The 15,795-nt window shown below is 57.4% G+C and carries 18 protein-coding genes and 1 pseudogene; 7 read left to right on the top strand and 12 right to left on the bottom strand.

What is annotated here, in order from left to right:
• Positions 1 to 191 precede the first annotated feature (191 nt).
• The 7 genes from I6G83_RS03425 to I6G83_RS03395 form a co-directional block, all read right to left on the bottom strand.
• Positions 192 to 419 (bottom strand): HrpF protein, encoded by a 228-nt coding sequence (locus I6G83_RS03425; protein ID WP_015673944.1) that lies wholly within the window; start codon positions 417 to 419, stop codon positions 192 to 194.
• Between the two features lie 77 nt (positions 420 to 496).
• On the bottom strand, positions 497 to 1,111 hold the full coding sequence (gene sctL / locus I6G83_RS03420; RefSeq protein WP_062779260.1) for a type III secretion system stator protein SctL: 615 nt from the start codon (positions 1,109 to 1,111) through the stop codon (positions 497 to 499).
• Entirely contained in the window at positions 1,098 to 1,679 is a 582-nt protein-coding gene (locus tag I6G83_RS03415) for a hypothetical protein (protein ID WP_062779257.1), read from the bottom strand. Before I6G83_RS03415 ends, sctL begins: the two co-directional genes overlap by 14 nt.
• Positions 1,676 to 2,446 carry a type III secretion system inner membrane ring lipoprotein SctJ gene (sctJ, locus tag I6G83_RS03410; RefSeq protein WP_015673941.1) on the bottom strand — a complete coding sequence of 257 codons (771 nt, stop codon included), beginning with the start codon at positions 2,444 to 2,446 and terminating at the stop codon, positions 1,676 to 1,678. Before sctJ ends, I6G83_RS03415 begins: the two co-directional genes overlap by 4 nt.
• A 5-nt stretch (positions 2,447 to 2,451) precedes the next feature.
• The gene (locus I6G83_RS03405; protein WP_054307229.1) at positions 2,452 to 2,805 is read right to left on the bottom strand and encodes an EscI/YscI/HrpB family type III secretion system inner rod protein; all 354 of its coding nucleotides are present in this window, start codon (positions 2,803 to 2,805) and stop codon (positions 2,452 to 2,454) included.
• Between the two features lie 64 nt (positions 2,806 to 2,869).
• Complete coding sequence (locus tag I6G83_RS03400; protein WP_054307228.1) at positions 2,870 to 3,127, bottom strand: hypothetical protein; 258 nt, start codon at positions 3,125 to 3,127, stop codon at positions 2,870 to 2,872.
• Positions 3,128 to 3,256: 129 nt separating this feature from the next.
• Entirely contained in the window at positions 3,257 to 4,210 is a 954-nt protein-coding gene (locus tag I6G83_RS03395; protein ID WP_054307227.1) for a sigma 54-interacting transcriptional regulator, read from the bottom strand.
• 590 nt (positions 4,211 to 4,800) lie between these two features.
• Between I6G83_RS03395 and I6G83_RS03390 the strand changes: the two genes are divergently transcribed.
• Both I6G83_RS03390 and I6G83_RS03385 read left to right on the top strand, forming a co-directional pair.
• The gene (locus I6G83_RS03390; RefSeq protein WP_054307226.1) at positions 4,801 to 5,580 is read left to right on the top strand and encodes a hypothetical protein; all 780 of its coding nucleotides are present in this window, start codon (positions 4,801 to 4,803) and stop codon (positions 5,578 to 5,580) included.
• A gap of 4 nt (positions 5,581 to 5,584) precedes the next feature.
• Positions 5,585 to 6,568 (top strand): hypothetical protein, encoded by a 984-nt coding sequence (locus I6G83_RS03385; RefSeq protein WP_054307225.1) that lies wholly within the window; start codon positions 5,585 to 5,587, stop codon positions 6,566 to 6,568.
• 64 nt (positions 6,569 to 6,632) lie between these two features.
• Here I6G83_RS03385 and I6G83_RS03380 read toward each other — a convergent pair whose 3' ends face one another.
• The 4 genes and pseudogenes from I6G83_RS03380 to I6G83_RS03365 all read right to left on the bottom strand — a co-directional run.
• On the bottom strand, positions 6,633 to 7,544 hold the full coding sequence (locus tag I6G83_RS03380; RefSeq protein WP_054307224.1) for a lytic transglycosylase domain-containing protein: 912 nt from the start codon (positions 7,542 to 7,544) through the stop codon (positions 6,633 to 6,635).
• A gap of 75 nt (positions 7,545 to 7,619) precedes the next feature.
• Positions 7,620 to 8,606, bottom strand: coding sequence for a hypothetical protein (locus I6G83_RS03375; RefSeq protein ID WP_062779254.1), 987 nt, complete (start codon positions 8,604 to 8,606; stop codon positions 7,620 to 7,622).
• A 178-nt stretch (positions 8,607 to 8,784) separates the two neighbouring features.
• On the bottom strand, positions 8,785 to 9,171 hold the full coding sequence (locus I6G83_RS03370; protein ID WP_054307222.1) for an acyl-CoA thioesterase: 387 nt from the start codon (positions 9,169 to 9,171) through the stop codon (positions 8,785 to 8,787).
• Between the two features lie 168 nt (positions 9,172 to 9,339).
• Positions 9,340 to 9,414: pseudogene (locus I6G83_RS03365) on the bottom strand (PhnA domain-containing protein); the annotation flags it as partial.
• Between the two features lie 974 nt (positions 9,415 to 10,388).
• On the opposite strand from I6G83_RS03365, the gene I6G83_RS03360 reads away from it, so the two are divergent.
• From I6G83_RS03360 to I6G83_RS03345, 4 genes are all read left to right on the top strand, one after another.
• A complete protein-coding gene (locus I6G83_RS03360; protein WP_054307917.1) occupies positions 10,389 to 11,495 on the top strand; it encodes a DegT/DnrJ/EryC1/StrS family aminotransferase in 1,107 nt (368 codons plus the stop codon).
• Positions 11,496 to 11,531: 36 nt separating this feature from the next.
• Positions 11,532 to 12,695, top strand: a complete 1,164-nt coding sequence (locus I6G83_RS03355) for a TDP-N-acetylfucosamine:lipid II N-acetylfucosaminyltransferase (protein ID WP_161805816.1) — start codon at positions 11,532 to 11,534, stop codon at positions 12,693 to 12,695.
• Positions 12,692 to 14,098, top strand: a complete 1,407-nt coding sequence (locus tag I6G83_RS03350; RefSeq protein WP_054307915.1) for a lipopolysaccharide biosynthesis protein — start codon at positions 12,692 to 12,694, stop codon at positions 14,096 to 14,098. Before I6G83_RS03355 ends, I6G83_RS03350 begins: the two co-directional genes overlap by 4 nt.
• Before the next feature lie 63 nt (positions 14,099 to 14,161).
• A complete protein-coding gene (locus I6G83_RS03345; protein ID WP_138111879.1) occupies positions 14,162 to 14,674 on the top strand; it encodes a hypothetical protein in 513 nt (170 codons plus the stop codon).
• A gap of 129 nt (positions 14,675 to 14,803) precedes the next feature.
• Here the strand turns inward: I6G83_RS03345 and I6G83_RS03340 are convergent, their stop codons facing one another.
• Positions 14,804 to 15,139 carry a zinc ribbon domain-containing protein YjdM gene (locus I6G83_RS03340; protein WP_015673928.1) on the bottom strand — a complete coding sequence of 112 codons (336 nt, stop codon included), beginning with the start codon at positions 15,137 to 15,139 and terminating at the stop codon, positions 14,804 to 14,806.
• Positions 15,140 to 15,330: 191 nt separating this feature from the next.
• On the opposite strand from I6G83_RS03340, the gene I6G83_RS03335 reads away from it, so the two are divergent.
• On the top strand, positions 15,331 to 15,774 hold the full coding sequence (locus I6G83_RS03335; RefSeq protein ID WP_054307771.1) for a hotdog family protein: 444 nt from the start codon (positions 15,331 to 15,333) through the stop codon (positions 15,772 to 15,774).
• Positions 15,775 to 15,795 lie beyond the last annotated feature (21 nt).

Below are 15,795 nucleotides of genomic sequence, written 5' to 3'. Positions count from 1 at the left end.
TGGTTGAGATGGGTTCAGACGATAAAAAAACGGCGGTTGATGACAAAGTGGTCTGTTAGCCCGAGATACCCGGGCCTAGCGTAACGAGGGGCGCTTCGGCGGCTAACGCCGCTACGACCCCATCGCCACGCTCTCCCTAATAACTGGCTTTGTCAGTTGTCTGACGGCAGCCTGGCGCTGCCGTGGGGCCGTTAGTTAATGGCGTCGATAATGGCTTTACGCATTCCGAACTTGAACTGCGTGTACTGCGAGCTGGCCCAGCTGGTGTTGGACATGTCCTGCAGCTGGTTCTGGAAGGCGTACATATCGCTGAGGCTGTAAGGCTCGCCCGACATCTCTTTGGCGAACTGATAGGTCTCGTTGTGGCTACGGTTGGCGGTGCTGGCCAGGCGGCGTTGTAATAAATCGTCGGAATACATAACGGGCTCCTCGGGATGAAAGGTTCCTCGTTGAGTGGCGTGCGTGGTGCGGCGGTTCCATCCGCAAAAAAAATTCTTCAGCCGGCCTCGGCGTCCGCCGCGCCCAGCGCCTGACGCAGCGCCTGCCAGCTGATATGCAGTTCGCCCTGTTCGGTGGTCAGCAGCAGGGTGTCCGGCGGCAGCGCGTCGTCGACCGCCGGCTGCCAGCGCAGCTCCGGCCGCTGCGTCAGCCAGTGCGTCGCCGCGGCGTGCCGCTCGCTATGGCAGTACAGCGTGGCGGCGACGGCGGACGGCTGTTTGGCGCGCAGCTGCGTCAGCAGGATATCCAGCTGCCCGGCCGGCGGCACCTGGTCCAGCAGGCGGCCGAGCGCCTGCGCCAGCAGCGCGTCGGCGGCGTCGAGCAACTGCTGCTGCTCGGCGCGGCGCTGTTGCTGCCAGTCGCTAAACAGTGTCTGGGCCTGCTGCCAGAAGGTCTCCTGCGCGCCCGCCAGCAGCGCGTCGCGCTCCGCTGCGGCCTGTTGGCGCAGCGCGTCGGCCTGCGCCCGGGCCTGGTCGAGCAGGGACTGTGCCTCGCGCTCGGCGTCGGCGATCAGCTGTTCGGCCTGACGGCTGACGGCCAGCGTGTCGCGGCCGAGCAACACGGCCTGCGGCGCCGGCGGCTGACGCAGGGGAATTTTTCTAAGTTGCCACATGCTGATGCTCCTCGCCGTTCTCCGCCAGCGCGCGCTGACACTGCCACAGCGCCGCTTCCCACAGCGGCTGCAACCGCCGTGGCTCCAGCGCCGGCGGCGACGGCGGACAGCGGCTGACGTCATCATGTTCAAACGCCATGCGCAGGCGCGGCCAGCAGTCGGGGTAGTGCGCCTGCAGCAGCGTCAGGCTGGTGATCGCCGGCGTCTGGCCGGCGGGCGGCGTCGGCAGCCAGCTTTCCGGGCGCAGTCCTTTGGCCAGCCGCCGGCACCAGATTTTCAGATCGCCGGGCAGCGCCGTCTCGCCGGTGCAGATTTCGGCGACCAGCGTCAGCAGCAGCGCGCGGGCGTCGGCGTCAAGGGTGAGCAGCGTCAGCAACTGCGGCTGCGGCCGGGGCAGCGGCGTATCCGTCACCCCAAGCCGCCGGCGCAGCGCCGCGCCGTGCACGCGCGCCAACGCGGCGGCCGGCTCGGGGAACGGCAGCGCTGGCCGCCAACTGGGGTGCGCGTCGCGCCAGAAGCCGCTGTGCCACCAGTTGAGCCAGCGCAGCGTGACGTCGGCGTCACTCATGAGGCTTTGCCCGCGTTCGCCGTTGCGCCTTTTTTCGCCGTGCGCCGCAGCGCAACGATGCCGAGGCCGATCAGCAGCAGCAGGCTCAGTACGCTGAACAGCGTCTTCACCAGCGAATACTGGCCGGGCGTCAGGGCGAAGGGGCCGAGATTGACCACCGGCGTCTGGTCGCGCCAGGCCTTGGCCGGCACGAAGACGATCGCCAGATCTTTATCTTCCCGCCCCACCAGGCCGGGAATGCTGGTGGCCACCAGACGGCGGATGCGCGGTTCGATGCTGTCGGGATCCAGCGAGTCGGCGTATTTGATAAACACCGAGGCGGAGGCCGGCTGCACCGGCTCCCCCGGCGCAATGCGCTCCGGCAGCACCACGTGCACCCGGGCGACCACCACGCCGTCAATCTGCGACAGCGTCGATTCCACCTCCTGCGACAGGGCGTAAATATAGCGGGCGCGCTCCTCCATCGGGCTGGAGATAACGCCGCTCTTCTGAAACACTTCGCCCAGGTTGGTGCGCGCCTTGCGCGGCAGGCCGGCGGCGTCGAGGATGTTTACCGAGCGCTCGATATCCGCCGCGGCGACCAGCACGGAAACGCCGCTCTTCTCCACGCGCTTGTCGGCGGCGATATGGTAGTGGTTCAGCGCCGCGACGATGTCGTTGGCGTCGCTCTCGGACAGGTTGCTGTTGAGCACGGTTTCATCACCGCAGCCGCTCAGCAGCAGGGCGCACAGCGCCGCCAGCAGGTATTTCACCAGAGGTTGTCCCATAGCCGTTACTGTAGGTTAGTGAGTTTATCCAGGGTTTGCGTGCCCTTGGCGATGATCTTGGCGTTCATCAGGCTCTGAATGTAGTAATCGGACAGGGCGGCGTTGGCCTGGCTGAAATCCGTCGGGTTGCTGGAGCGGGAGGCAACCTCCAGGTTGCGGAACGCCTGCTGCTGCGCGCGCTGATTATCGCTGATGGCGCCGCCGAGGCCGCTGAGCAGGTTCTCCTGGCCGTCGCCGGCCGGCGCATTGAGCGCGGCGCTGAAGGCGTGCATATCGTCCTGATTGGCGTCGGCGACGCCGCCGGCGGAAGTGGTGAGCGGAGCGCCGGCCAGTGACGGGCCGTTATGGGGTATTTTCATCGCAGATTCGCCTGTAACGAGGGGGAAAAGCAGGAGGACGCGGCTGCGCCCTCCCGGCGCGGCATCAGTACTGAATTTTGACCTGCGCGGCGGCGGAGCCCGCCTGAGCCGCACTGTCGGCGATGCCGTTGATGCGCTGGTTTTCCGCATCCAGTTTGGCCTTGTCGACCTGGTTTTGCTGCATTTCCGCCTGCACGCCCTGCATCTGGCTCATAAAGCTGCTGCCGCTGGTGGCGCCGGCAAGTTTCGTGGCGAAGCCGGCGCCGCCGGTGATGCCGTTGGCCAGGCTGGTGCCGATCGATGGTAATGACATAAATTTCATAACATTTCCTCTCATATCATAGGATGATAATGCGGGTACTTCGCTGATTGAGTGGCGGAGGAAAGGGGGCGGTTCCGGCGGCGAACGATTTTTTTTCGGCGACCCGCCGCGCGGCGGCGGCGTGGTTCGTCAGGCGTGTATATTGAGCTGCTTCAGGCGGTGGTAGAGCGTGCGGCGCGGGATGCCCAGTTCGTGCACCACGTCGTCGATGCGGTGGTCGTGGCGGTTCAGACAGTCGTGGATCAGGCTGCGTTCGATGCGTTTGAGACGCTCCTTCAGCAGCACCGCGCCGCTCTCCTGCGGCAGCGCCTGGTTGAGCGGCGGCAGGCCGAGGATAAAGCGTTCGGCCGCCGCCTTCAGCTCGCGCAGATTGCCGGGCCAGCAGTGCAGCAGCAGCGCCTCATCCAGCGCGGTGCTGCGCGGCGGGTGCGGCATGCCGAGCCGCAGCGCCGACTCGATGGCGAAGCGGCGGAACAGCGGGATAATCAGTTCGGGGCGCGAGCGCAGCGTGGGCGTCTCCAGCTTGATGGTGTTCAGGCGGAAGCAGAGATCGCGGCGGAAGCGGCCCGCCTCCACCAGTTGCTCCAGCGGCGTCTGCGCGGCGACGATCACCCGCAGGTTCAGGCTGATGGGTTTGGTGCTGCCGAGGCGCGTAATGGTGCGGGTTTCCAGCACGCGCAGCAGTTTAGCCTGCACCGTCAGCGGCATACTGTCGATTTCATCGAGGAACAAAATGCCGTTGTTCGCCGTTTCGAGATAGCCGGCGCGGGCGTGGCTGGCGCCGGTGTAGGCGCCGGCCTCGACGCCGAACAGCTCGCTTTCCGCCAGGCTTTCCGGGATGGCGCCGCAGTTGACGGGGACAAACGGCCCGTTGCCGCCGGAAAGTTCATAGATGCGCCGGGCCAGCGTGTCTTTGCCGGTGCCGGTTTCCCCTTCGAGCAGGACATCCACGTGCAGCGGGGCGACGATTTTGGTTAACTTATGCAGATAACCGTGGATATCGTCGGGCGGCGCTGCGTCTGAGGCAGACGCGTGTGAGGCGTGACGTTCCCTGGCGCAATCGGCCGGTGCCCGCACGGGCATTCTGGAATCAACAGGCTTAACCATAACTTCTCCGATTATTCTAAACCAGCACAGAGCCCGCAGGTTTATGCCGGTTTAATTGTTGAGCTTCCTGAATCTTTTCTGACGACGTAAGACTGACAAAACATTACAAACTATTAGCGTTTGGTTACTTTCCTCTATTGCCTTCCCTGTCAGCTATCAGTCCAGGATGATTGTTCGGTAGTCTTTTTCCTGCTTCTTGTAGTCATTTCCCTACAGCGGCGCGGCAAGGCCCGCTGGCGCGCCGCCTGCACGTACGCCCCGTCACCACTGCGCTGTCAGATGAATTTTTTATGTCTGCGCCCTGCGTCACGCCGAAATCCGGCAAAGATGGAACCTGAGCGGCGGTAATGACACTCAGCTAGCGAGCCTCAGCCCGTTGAACGTCATAAATGTCAGGAAATTGTAAGTATGTTCTGGCGGGGACAGCTCGATACTTTTGCAGCGTTAATGATTAACCGGAGGTCTTATGAACGCGAGGTTGACTGGCAGTATGGCTGGAGAACGGAACGTCCGCGCGCCCGCAACGGGCGGCGCCGGTTGGATGCAGAACAGAGGAGGGTAACCTGATGACACTCAATATATCCGGTTCAGGCGGTACTCCGCCGCTGGTGGGGCAGCTGATTGAAAACGCCAGTGAAAGCATAGAAAAACTTGAACAGGCCGTCTCGCTGCCGCAGCAAAACGGGGCGGTGAAATTCAGCAATGGCGGCAACGCGGAACTGATGCCGCAGATGACGGCGCGCGAGGGGGCGGCGCAGCCTGCGCAGCAGGACGGGCTGATGCAGAAGCTGCTGATGCTGCTCGGTCTGCAGCAGCTGTTGGGCGGCGGCCAGACGCAGCCGGCCGAACAGGCGTCACGCCAGCCGGAAAACAGCGCGCCGGCCGGGCAGTCGTCGTCATCGGGCGGCGTGGGCGGCGTGATCCAACAGGTGATGCAGATGATGCAGCAGCTGATGCAGATGATCCAGCAGGTGATGGGCGGTAAAGGCGCGCAGGGCGCTGACGGCGTGCAGAACGGCCAGAATGGGCAGCCGGCCACGTCGGCCCGCAGCCAGCCGGAGGCGCCGGTATCCGGCGGGCAGTCTCAGGGCGGCGTGAACGGCCTGGTCCAGCAGCTGATGCAGATGATGCAGCAACTGATGCAGATCATGCAGCAGCTGGCGGGCGGCGGGCAGAAGAGCGCGGCGTCGGGCGAGGGCGGCAATGCGGAATCTAACGGCGCCGCTCAGCCGGCACAGCAGCAGGGCGGCAACATGCTGAGTAAACTGCTGGGGCCGTTGCTGCAGATGGTCGGGCTGGACGCGCTGATGTCGAAACTGGGCGGCACGCAGAACAACGGAGGCTAACGTTATGGTGAGCAATATCTCCGGCCAGGGGGTGTTTCCCCGTCAGGCCGGCCAAACGCTGGAGAACCCGGCAGAGGGCCTGAGTGAAACGCTGCAGACGCCGCAGCTGCGCATCGGGACGGTGAATTTCGGCAATGCGCCGGCGCAGCAGGCGGAGCAGCCGGAAGAGATGCCGCAGAGCGGCGGCCTGTTCCAGCAGTTGCTGATGCTGATCGGGCTGCAGTCGCTGTTGCAAAGCCCGCAGGCGGATATGTCGGCGATGTTTGGCGGTCAGGAAGGCGTCAGCGAGACGGAAAAGGACACCAGCGTGCCGCCGACCGATGACAACCTGCAGGGGCGGCCGCCCGGCGATACCCGCAGCGCGCAGGAGATTATCGACGCTAACCCGGTGCTGAAGAACCTCGGCGACCAGAAGGATATCAAGCGCGACGAGCTGAAAAAGCGCTTTGGCGACTGGACCGAGGATAACCCGGATCCGGCCAGCCGGGCTGACGCCGCTTACAATATGGCGCGGGTGCTGAACAGCATCAAGGGGCTGAACAACCGCGAGGGCGGCTCGCGCGGAGATTTGGCGAATAATGGCAAGATTGACGGCATCACCAAAGACGGCGACGCCCGTCACGGCACCGAAGCCGGCGTATTGAAAGATATCGCCGAACAGGGGCTGAAGGCCTTGCCGAGCAACGGTAATCTGCCGCAGACCAACGACAGCCACGTCCGGCTGGACGGCACCAACAAGGATAACTTCCAGTGGGCGATGGGCGAGATCGGTAAGGCGCTGTCCAATATTCCGATCCTGAAATCCGTGCTGGCGCCGATGTTCAACAATATGGGCGAAGCCCGCAGTCTGGGAGATGTGTTTACCGGCGCGCTGAAGGGGATTGGTGAAGGGGCGATGAGCGCCGCCCGCGGCCCGGTCGGCTGGGCGGTGACGGCCGCGACGGATACCGCGCAGATCGTGATAGACAATGTGAAAAATAAGAAATAAGCCGTTAAGGCACCGGGGAAAGCGCCCCTGTACGGTAACGTGCAGGGGCTTTTTTTGGCGTGCGTCAGGCCGGCAGTTCGCCCTGACCGGTTTTGATGATATTGGCGAAGTTCAGCACCTTATCGACGTAGGTGGCGTCACCGGTGCCGGTTTTGGAGATATCGCTCAGATCGTTGAGGTTGACGTTGTTCGGGCCGGAGTTGTAGGCGCGCAGCGCCGCGCCCATATTGCCGTCAAAGGCGTTCAGCTGCTCCTTCATGTACAGCGCGCCGGCCATAATGTTATCCCGAGGGCTGTTCGGGTCGGCGTCCGGCCCCAGCAGATCGGGGTTTTTGCGCTGCAGATCGGCAAAGGTATTGCTGTTGACCTGCATCAGCCCGCTGTCCTGCAGGCCGTTGCCGCCGTTCACCGTGCTGGCGCCTAGGCTGCCGCGCGACTCCTGCCAGATTTGCGCCGCCAGCACCTCCGCCGGCACGCCGGTTTTATCGGCGGCATTCTGGATATCGTCTTGATACGGCTTCAGCGACTCAGGCAGATGCAGGCTGCCGGAAGCGCCGGAGGCGGACGTGGTGCTTTCCGTCGCGCCGGTTGCCGGTTGCTGGCTGGTTTGCTCCGGCGCGGTCTGCGGGGTAACGCCCGGCGTTGACGAGCTGCCCTGCTGCGGCGTCTGCGAGCCGCCGTTCTGGCCGTTGGACAGCAGCTGCTGCGCCAGCTGCATAAACGGCGGCACGATCTGGCTGAACAGCATTTGCAGCAGGGTGGCGGAAATGGCGCTTTGCAGCTGCTGCTGGATATCGCCGCCGCCGAGCAGGCTGTCCATGTCGGTGCCTTGGGCGCCGCCGTAGCTGATCGGCAGCGGCGCGCCGCCGTCTGAGGCGTTGAGCACGGATTTCTGCGACAGATTATCGCTCAGGTTGCTGAAGTCTCCGCTCTGCCCGAAGGGCTGCGGGACGGGGTTGGATGATACAGAGAGCATCGGTGTCTCCTTGCTGCGGGTGAGTATCGTGATTGAGTGGCCGCCGCGGGCGGCGGGTTCCTGCCCGGTGTCGCCTCAGGCCTTGCCGAAGGTGACGTCCAGCGTCATGGCGTCGGTATGGCGCATCGGGTTCTGGCCCTCCGGCAGCCGGTCATCGTCCGGGTGCATATAGGTCATACCGGTGCCGAGCGCGTCGGTCATAAACTGGCCGCCCTTGCGCATGGTGTCGCTGGAGCCGTCGTAGTAACCGGCAATGGTTTTATTGCCGGCGGAATCGGTGCTGACAATATCTGCCGGTGCGCGGTCGGCAATGCTCTGCCGATCGCCGATTTCAAACCCCTGATGGTCGGTGGCGTGAATGGCGGCGTTGCGGCCGTCGATATCGCTGGTATTGACGAAGCCGTTATAGAACTCCAGGCGGCTGGCGTCGTCCCGGTAGTTGCCGTCGGCGTCGGCCTGTTTCAGCAGGCCGGTAAAGTCGTTCTGATAACGCATCTGGCCGCTTTCCCCGGGGTTCAGGGTGATCTCGCCAACCAGCTGATTGTGCTGATCAAACTGGCCGATATTGATGTCGTGATCCTGCGTATTGGTGATATTGAAGGCGCGCGGCCCGCTGCCGGCCGACGGGCCGCCGGCTCCGTTGGTGGACGATGACTGCGTCACCGGCGTGGCGGCGTGGTCGTTATTCAGCGCCGCAGCGTCGTTGCCGGATGAGGGCGAGGTTGCGGAGGCGTTGGTATTGTGCTGCGTCGTTTCCTGCTCGCTGCCGCTCTGGCCCTGCATCATCCGCGACAGCTCCGCCATCAGCTGGTTTATCAGCGTGCTGACCAGCTGGCTGAGGGTATCGCCGGGGTTGGACTGCCCGTCGGTCGGCGTCGACGAGGCGCTGGTCAGTGGCGCGCCGAAATTGACGCTGTGCCCGGAACCCGGCGTGGCGAACTGCACCGCGCCGCCGGAAGCGGCCTGCTGGGAGAAGTCGGCGGAGGTCCAGGCATCATCCGCAGCCGGAGCGCCCGGCCATCCCGTGCCCGGGCGGTAGAGGGAAGAGATGTCGACAGACATGATGAGATCCTCGGGTTGGTAAATGGCCATAGTGAGTGGCGGCAAACCGGGGGCGGGTTCCCGAGGCGGGTTGAAACTGTGGGGAATATCTCAGGGCGACGCCGTGTCGGCGGGGAAGCGTGAGGCCGCAGAGCGTATCTGCGGCAGGATGGGCGCCGGGCCGATGCCGGCCGTGCGCTTAGGCGTTGATAAACTCGGCGATCGCCGCAGGCACGCTGGGGCGGCCGTTTTCCAGACAGGTGGCGACGAAGGTGGCGTCGGCATAGACCTGGCCGTTAACCCGGATCTGCTGCACAAAGTTCACCCGGTTGCGCTTATCGTTTTTCGCCAGTTCGCAGGTGACTTCCATCTTGTCGCCCTTGGTCAGGCTTTTGCGAAAGCGCAGGCTGTATTCCAGCACCATATACAGCCGTCCCTGCTTGAACTCCTCTTCGATATCGATGCCCAGCGCCTCTTTCATAAAGGCGTGGCGGGTCCACTCCATATAAAAGGGGTAGTAGAGGCCGTCAACCACGCCCTGAAAATCGATATGCGCTGCGTCAACCTCATAATTTTTTATATACATGGAATCGTCCCTTATGGTTGATGATGCTGATGATTTCACTCGAAATTAAATCACGATTAACCACCGGCGTTAAGTGAACTTCGCGATCTTCCGTGATATTGGCAGCAATGGGGCGGGGCGGCGTCAGCGCGGCGGAAAGCCGCGCGTCATGCCAGGTAAAGTGGGGCGTCAGCTTTTCTTCACAAACTCGGATTTCAGTTTCATCTGGCCGAAACCGTCAATTTTGCCGTCGACAGTGCAATCCTCTGTGAGCTGATGGGCGCTTTCCACGCAGGGTCTCTCCCGTCAGGATGAGCAGCCTGTCATTAAGCGTGAGCGCTATGTATTGATATTATTTGTCGCCAGCCGATGTTTTTGGTGGATTGTCAGCAGAAAACTCACCCATTATTTTTATATGTAACTTGCGCGTTAATTTTTATGCTCGCATGTGTCTGTGAGAAAAATTACCAATAAAGGGATTTTCTTGTGTTTATTGTTATTTGTCTAGGATTTTTCCTGTAATAGTGCTCGGCTTGTCACTCTTTTATCATTCTGTGATATTTTCAATTCCATTTTTAACCTGATTGATTTTTGGGGCGCTATGGCTCGCTGGTGCTTGGTTTGTCCCTATCTATGGTTTTTACGAACGGAAAGTCGGGTACGTAGCGATAATATTGAGTGTGCCAATTAGTTTTGTGGGTGCTATTTGTTTTTTAAATAACTTGTCTGTATGGAATGGGCGGTGCGGCCTTCCCAAATCATGCTGATGTTTTAGAACGCGATATATTTGAAAACCTGTCTTAGTCAGGTGTGCATAACAATGGTTTTAGCGACCTGATGGGCCTTGGTTGACGGTTATGGACGGTAGTTTTGTCAACTATAACAATGTAGCGGGGAGTGCGTCGGGTTGGCGGTTGAGGGGATTTGACCATGGCTTCGGTCGCGACCTGCTGATGTGGGCTTCTCCCCGGCATACCGATGTGCGCATTTATTTGGAGAGTGTATTTACCATGATGCCAGAATGAATGTGGTCAATATTCGTTATCAGCGCGTAGGAGTAACGTATCGCCGCAGCTGAAGGTCACCGTGCTTGATGGGATGCAGGCGCCATCATAATAAAAAATTAGCCGTAATATAGTACGTATTAAACGTGATATTACTCTCCCGCAATCAATAAACATAGTGATTGCCCATTGGGTTTAATGGACATTAATCCCGATAATATACCGAGAATGATTATGCAAAATAAAAATATTTATGTGACGCAACCCTATTTGCCGGACTTGAAAGAGTTTATCCCTTACATGGAAAGTATTTGGGACAATAAAATACTGACTAACGGTGGGCCGATGCATGAGCGTCTTGAAAAAGAATTATGCGATTACCTGGGGGTGAATGAGGTAGCGTTATTTAATAACGGAACGATCGCTCTCCTGACTGCGCTGCAGGCGTTAAGAATCACCGGTGAAGTGATTACTACACCCTACTCATTTGTCGCCACGGCACACTCGCTGTTGTGGAACGGCATAAAGCCTATTTTTGTTGATATTGACCCCGTTACGCTAAATATGGATCCGGATAGCATTGAGGCGGCGATCACTCCACAAACCACGGCCATTATGCCGGTGCACTGCTACGGTAATCCTTGCGATGTGGATAAGATTCAACGGATAGCGGATAATTATAATCTTCGGGTGATTTATGATGCTGCACACGCCTTTGGCGTTAATGATGCGGGGGGCAGCGTGTTACGTCACGGTGACCTGAGCACTATCAGCTTCCATGCGACAAAAGTGTTCAATACGTTTGAAGGCGGCGCAATTATCTGCCCGGATAAAAAGACCAAGACCCGGATTAATAATCTGAAGAACTTTGGCATTGTTGATGAGACTACCGTTGTTGCTCCGGGAATCAACGGAAAGATGAGTGAGATTAACGCCGCATTTGGGCTGCTGCAGCTCAAGCATGTTGATAGCGCGATTGCCAGAAGAAAAGAGATCGATATGTATTACCGGGAGGCGCTAACCGGGGTTGACGGTATTACTCTTATTGCACCGACCGGACAGTTACGCGCCAATTACTCATATTTTCCTATTTTGATTGAAGACGATTTCAGAATGGATCGTGAAGCACTTTACGCCTTCCTGAAGGCGCGGGATATTTTCTCTCGCCGTTATTTTTTCCCGTTGATCAGCGAGTTTCCGATGTATCGGGGAATGCCGTCATCGGCCAAAGAGAATTTGCCGGTGGCGAATAACGTGGCCAGACGTGTGTTATGTCTTCCTATTTATCCAGACTTAAGTCATAGCGATCAGACGCGAATCATCTCATTAATCAAGGGGTAAGGATGACAGGTTTAATCAATGGAGCGGGTGAGCAGTATGGAAAATCAGCGTAAAATCGTCCATCTGTGTCCTGACGATAAGTTTATTGATAATGCGATCAGGATGTTTGAGGACGCGTTCCCGCAAGAGAATATTGTCTGCGTTTATACGAAAGGGCGTCCGGCTAACTATGTCAAAAACGGTATAGACTATCACGTTGGCGTGAAGGACGTCCTGTTAGGCATTAATAATGGTGTGATGAACCATGCCCGGATCGTGGTGGTTCATTCGCTGAGTAGCGCATGGTATCGGACTCTTGAGCGCCTGGCCAAAAATGTCCCCATTATATGGTTGGGCTGGGGGGCGGATTACTATGATATTATTTCCCCTCATTGCGGGATGCTGCTCGATCAAACCGCTGAGCTTGAAGGCAGAATACGGGCAGGAAAAAATAAAACGATTAAGGCGTATATTCAGCTGTTGTTTGATTCGATGTACCGCAAGGTTAAAGTCATCGAGCGTATAAATTATTTTGTCCCGGTGATACCTAACGAGTACGCCACGTTAAAATCAGCGAGGAAGTGGAGGGCGTTTCCTGCTCAGGCTGATTGGAACTATAGTCCTACTGGTCAGGAACTGGCGGATTATGTCAAGGCTCATGGCGTGGCAGAAGAAATGGGGCGCGATATCCTGCTCGGCAATAGTGCCACCAGTTCTAATAATCATATTGAAGCATTTGATATTATTGATGTTTTTAATTTATCCAGGCGGAAGTTGGTGGTGCCGCTGAGCTACGGGGATGCGCAGTATGGACGTGAAATAAAGCATATTGGTGAGGCGCGCTTTGGTGAGGGGTTTGATGCGCTAATTGACTATATGCCCATTGATACTTACATGAAAAAGATAGCGCGATGCGGGTTTGTTGTTATGAACCACGTGCGGCAACAGGCCGTCGGTAATATTATCATTATGCTTTATATGGGGGCTAAAGTATTTCTGAGAGCCGAAAACCCGACGTATCGCTATTTCAAATCGATCGGCTTGACCCTGTTTTCTGTACAGGACATGGCAACAGATCCCTCTCATTTTGATACGCGGCTTACGTCAGAAGAGGTCATAAAAAATCGTATAATTCTCGACAGGTTTTGGTCAAATCACGCTTTGCTTGAAAAAACAAAGATATTGATAGCGACGGCTGCCGGCCCAGGGGCGATACGGTGAACGCTAAAAAAATCTCTGCATTTGCTGTGGGGCCCGTAGGCGCGGCGCTGCTTGGCGTTATTACACTGCCATTGATGACCTGGCTGTATTCGACGGAGGATATAGGACGAATCGGCATACTCAATATTGCCATATCATTTGTCGTGCTGCTGTTTGGTTTAGGGTTGGATCAAGCCTATGTCAGGCAGTACCATGAGGAAACGGTGAAGCCCGCGTTGCTAAAACTATCTCTGCTTCCTGGGCTGCTGCTTTTGTTGGCGATCTTCATTCTTTTATTTTTTACCCCGTTAAGCTTGTCTTCCGTTCTCTTTGACCTTCATGACCCTGCGGTTGGCACGCTCTGTGCGTTGATACTGCTGGCGTGTTTTGTCTCTCGCTTTTTATCACTGGTTTTGCGCATGCAGGAACGAGGGGGGGCCTACTCTCTCAGCCAGGTGCTGCCGAAGTTAATGATATTGATGGTTATCGGCTACTTTTCGCTGGCGTATCGCCTGCATGACTTTATTCAGCTGATGCTGGCCAATACCGTTGGATACTGCAGCGTCTTATTGATTTTACTCTGGTCGACCAGGCATGACTGGCTGCCGGCGATCAAAGAAAGGTTTGATTACGGCAAGTTGCTGGGGATGCTGAAGTTTGGATTTCCTCTGATTTTAGGCAGCCTGGCATTTTGGGGAATAACCGCCATGGATCGCGTTTTCCTCAGGGCATTTTCGACTTTTGAGCAACTGGCGGTATTTACCGTTGCCGCCAGTTTCTCCAGCGCGGCAAGTATTGTACAGAGCGTGTTTTCTACCGTTTGGGCGCCGATGGTTTATAAAATCGCCGATGATAAAACGCAGGGGGTAAACCTGGTAAATACCGTCTCTAAATATATGCTGATGGTCGTTGTCACTTTTTTCTGTCTTGGAGGGCTTTTCTCCTGGGTTGTGGATTGGTTTTTGCCTGAAAACTATCGGGAAGTTAAATATATTGTTATCGCCTGCCTGGGGTTTCCACTGCTATATACCCTGTCTGAGGTGACCGTCGTCGGCATCGGCATCAGTCGCAGAACGGTGTATTCAATGCTGGCCTCATTGTTGGCCCTGCTGGCTAACTTAGGGATCAATGCATATATGGTGCCCAGGTTTGGCGCCGCTGGCGCTGCCGTCAGTACGTGTTTTACCTTCTGGTTATTTTTAATCCTCCGGACCGAATTTTCTATCATTAGCTGGAATACATTCCCCAGAATGGAGATGTACCTGTTTAGCGGCTTGTGCGTGGTGGGCGCGTCTCTGGGCGCCCTGTTTGGCGATGCCATACGCAGCGAGTTGATTGGCTACTGGCTGCTGTTGCTGGTTTTATTCATGGCCAGAAATTGGCGTCTTATGGTGACTACGGTGAAAAAATACCACCTGATTTAAATCAGCGTCGGGTTTATTGTCGGGAAGATGACATTTTTAACTTCCCTTGGTCGGGATAAGCTTTTGGATATGGACGTAAGCATAAAAATGAAGAGTCAGACTTATAATATTGCCGCTACAAGGAAGTTTGAATTTTATCACGAGCTTTATATTGAGAGCATGCTGGCGAAATTCTACGAAAGGGTATACTTCGCCGTCATTACGCTGCAGCTTATTTTAGGCATCGTGATCATTTTCATTGGCCATCAGTCGGGGGCGGCCGGTATTTTGCTGCTTGCATTGGTCACAGTGATGATGGTCGTCAATCCACAGAGGAGATCGCTGAAGGCGAGACGCCGAGAAGCGCAGTATGTCGATATGATCGCCCTGATAGACACGTACAGTGATGATGAGCTAAGTGCCCATATTTGTGCGATTACCCGGGACAACGCCTGTGGGCGGGGGCTGGTTGAAAAAGCTGCCTATCTGCAGGCCGCCCACTACTTCGGGGCCATGGAGCTTGCCGCTGACGTTAAGAGGCAGCTTGGCTGCACCGATAAACTGGTTGCGTCACTTGCCGGCGGGCTTCCTTTATAGGTGGTGCGCATAGCAGTTGGTCAATGTGCGCATGCTAACGATGTTGTTACGCAGTACCGATGTAAACCGGCCTTTTATGGCCGGTTTTTTTTCGTCTGTTCAGCGGCATATCGGTGATTTTTACAGCCGTTAGTTTTTCTTCACAAACTCGGATTTCAGTTTCATCTGGCCGAAACCGTCAATTTTGCAGTCGATATTGTGGTCGCCTTCCACCAGGCGGATGCTTTTCACGCGGGTGCCGATTTTCAGCGTGGATGAGCTGCCTTTCACCTTCAGGTCTTTAATCACCGTTACCGCATCGCCGTCGGCCAGCAGATTGCCGTTGGCGTCTTTCACGACCAGCGCATCGTTATCGGCTGCGGGTTCGGCGTCGTTCCATTCGTGCGCGCATTCCGGGCAGACATACAGGCCGTTATCAACATAGGTGTATTCGGACTGACATTGCGGGCAGGCTGGGAGTTGCATAGTTATGGCCTCAATTTTGGTTAATAACAAGTCTAATCAAGATGTTAATCGGGGACTTCCCCTGCGCCGCCGCTATCGGCTTCGGCAGCGGGCGATAATGTGTCTGATGGTAACATTAAATGTGCATGACATTATAATGTTATTGGGATTATCATGCCCGATTGAGAGATAACCGAGAGCCAGACAACGTAATGACGGAACCTATCCGCCCGGCGGCGATTGCCCGGGTTTTACCGCATCGTTACCCCTTTCAACTGATCGATCTGGTGCTGTCGGACCCGCATGAAATGGCGCAGGGACGGGTGAGAGCGCTGAAAAATATCAGCGCCAACGATACCTTACTGCAGGGCGGCGCGCTGACCGCGGGCCGTTTTCCTTCCGTATTGCTGCTGGAGGCGCTGGCGCAGGCGGCGGGGATGCTGGTTCATCATCGCCTGACGCTGCTGGAAGCGGGGCAGCCCTGCTATTTCGCCGCGATCCGGCGCGCGCACTTTTACGCGGCGGCCCGGGCGGGCGATCGCCTGCATTTGGATGTTCGTCTGCTGCGCCAGCGCCGCAATATGGTGCGCTTTTCCGGCGTGGCGACGGTGGCGGGGAAACGTCTCTGCGTGGCTGAATTTACCTGCGCCAGCTGATGGGCGCGCATGATCAGGGGA

The sequence above is a fragment of the Serratia rubidaea genome (genome assembly GCF_016026735.1).
Taxonomy (GTDB): domain Bacteria; phylum Pseudomonadota; class Gammaproteobacteria; order Enterobacterales; family Enterobacteriaceae; genus Serratia_B; species Serratia_B rubidaea.
This window is presented reverse-complemented; position numbering and strand designations above follow the sequence as displayed.

What these genes read in the sequence shown, in the direction of transcription:
- I6G83_RS03360 (WP_054307917.1), top strand. Translation starts at nt 10,389, where the DNA reads ATGCAAAATAAAAATATTTATGTGACGCAACCCTATTTGCCGGACTTG.
- I6G83_RS03335 (WP_054307771.1), top strand. Translation starts at nt 15,331, where the DNA reads ATGACGGAACCTATCCGCCCGGCGGCGATTGCCCGGGTTTTACCGCAT.
- I6G83_RS03370 (WP_054307222.1), bottom strand. Translation starts at nt 9,171, where the DNA reads ATGTATATAAAAAATTATGAGGTTGACGCAGCGCATATCGATTTTCAG.
- I6G83_RS03395 (WP_054307227.1), bottom strand. Translation starts at nt 4,210, where the DNA reads ATGCCCGTGCGGGCACCGGCCGATTGCGCCAGGGAACGTCACGCCTCA.
- I6G83_RS03340 (WP_015673928.1), bottom strand. Translation starts at nt 15,139, where the DNA reads ATGCAACTCCCAGCCTGCCCGCAATGTCAGTCCGAATACACCTATGTT.
- I6G83_RS03415 (WP_062779257.1), bottom strand. Translation starts at nt 1,679, where the DNA reads ATGAGTGACGCCGACGTCACGCTGCGCTGGCTCAACTGGTGGCACAGC.
- I6G83_RS03390 (WP_054307226.1), top strand. Translation starts at nt 4,801, where the DNA reads ATGACACTCAATATATCCGGTTCAGGCGGTACTCCGCCGCTGGTGGGG.
- I6G83_RS03380 (WP_054307224.1), bottom strand. Translation starts at nt 7,544, where the DNA reads ATGCTCTCTGTATCATCCAACCCCGTCCCGCAGCCCTTCGGGCAGAGC.
- I6G83_RS03425 (WP_015673944.1), bottom strand. Translation starts at nt 419, where the DNA reads ATGTATTCCGACGATTTATTACAACGCCGCCTGGCCAGCACCGCCAAC.
- I6G83_RS03355 (WP_161805816.1), top strand. Translation starts at nt 11,532, where the DNA reads ATGGAAAATCAGCGTAAAATCGTCCATCTGTGTCCTGACGATAAGTTT.
- sctL (WP_062779260.1), bottom strand. Translation starts at nt 1,111, where the DNA reads ATGTGGCAACTTAGAAAAATTCCCCTGCGTCAGCCGCCGGCGCCGCAG.
- sctJ (WP_015673941.1), bottom strand. Translation starts at nt 2,446, where the DNA reads ATGGGACAACCTCTGGTGAAATACCTGCTGGCGGCGCTGTGCGCCCTG.
- I6G83_RS03405 (WP_054307229.1), bottom strand. Translation starts at nt 2,805, where the DNA reads ATGAAAATACCCCATAACGGCCCGTCACTGGCCGGCGCTCCGCTCACC.
- I6G83_RS03400 (WP_054307228.1), bottom strand. Translation starts at nt 3,127, where the DNA reads ATGAAATTTATGTCATTACCATCGATCGGCACCAGCCTGGCCAACGGC.
- I6G83_RS03385 (WP_054307225.1), top strand. Translation starts at nt 5,585, where the DNA reads ATGGTGAGCAATATCTCCGGCCAGGGGGTGTTTCCCCGTCAGGCCGGC.
- I6G83_RS03375 (WP_062779254.1), bottom strand. Translation starts at nt 8,606, where the DNA reads ATGTCTGTCGACATCTCTTCCCTCTACCGCCCGGGCACGGGATGGCCG.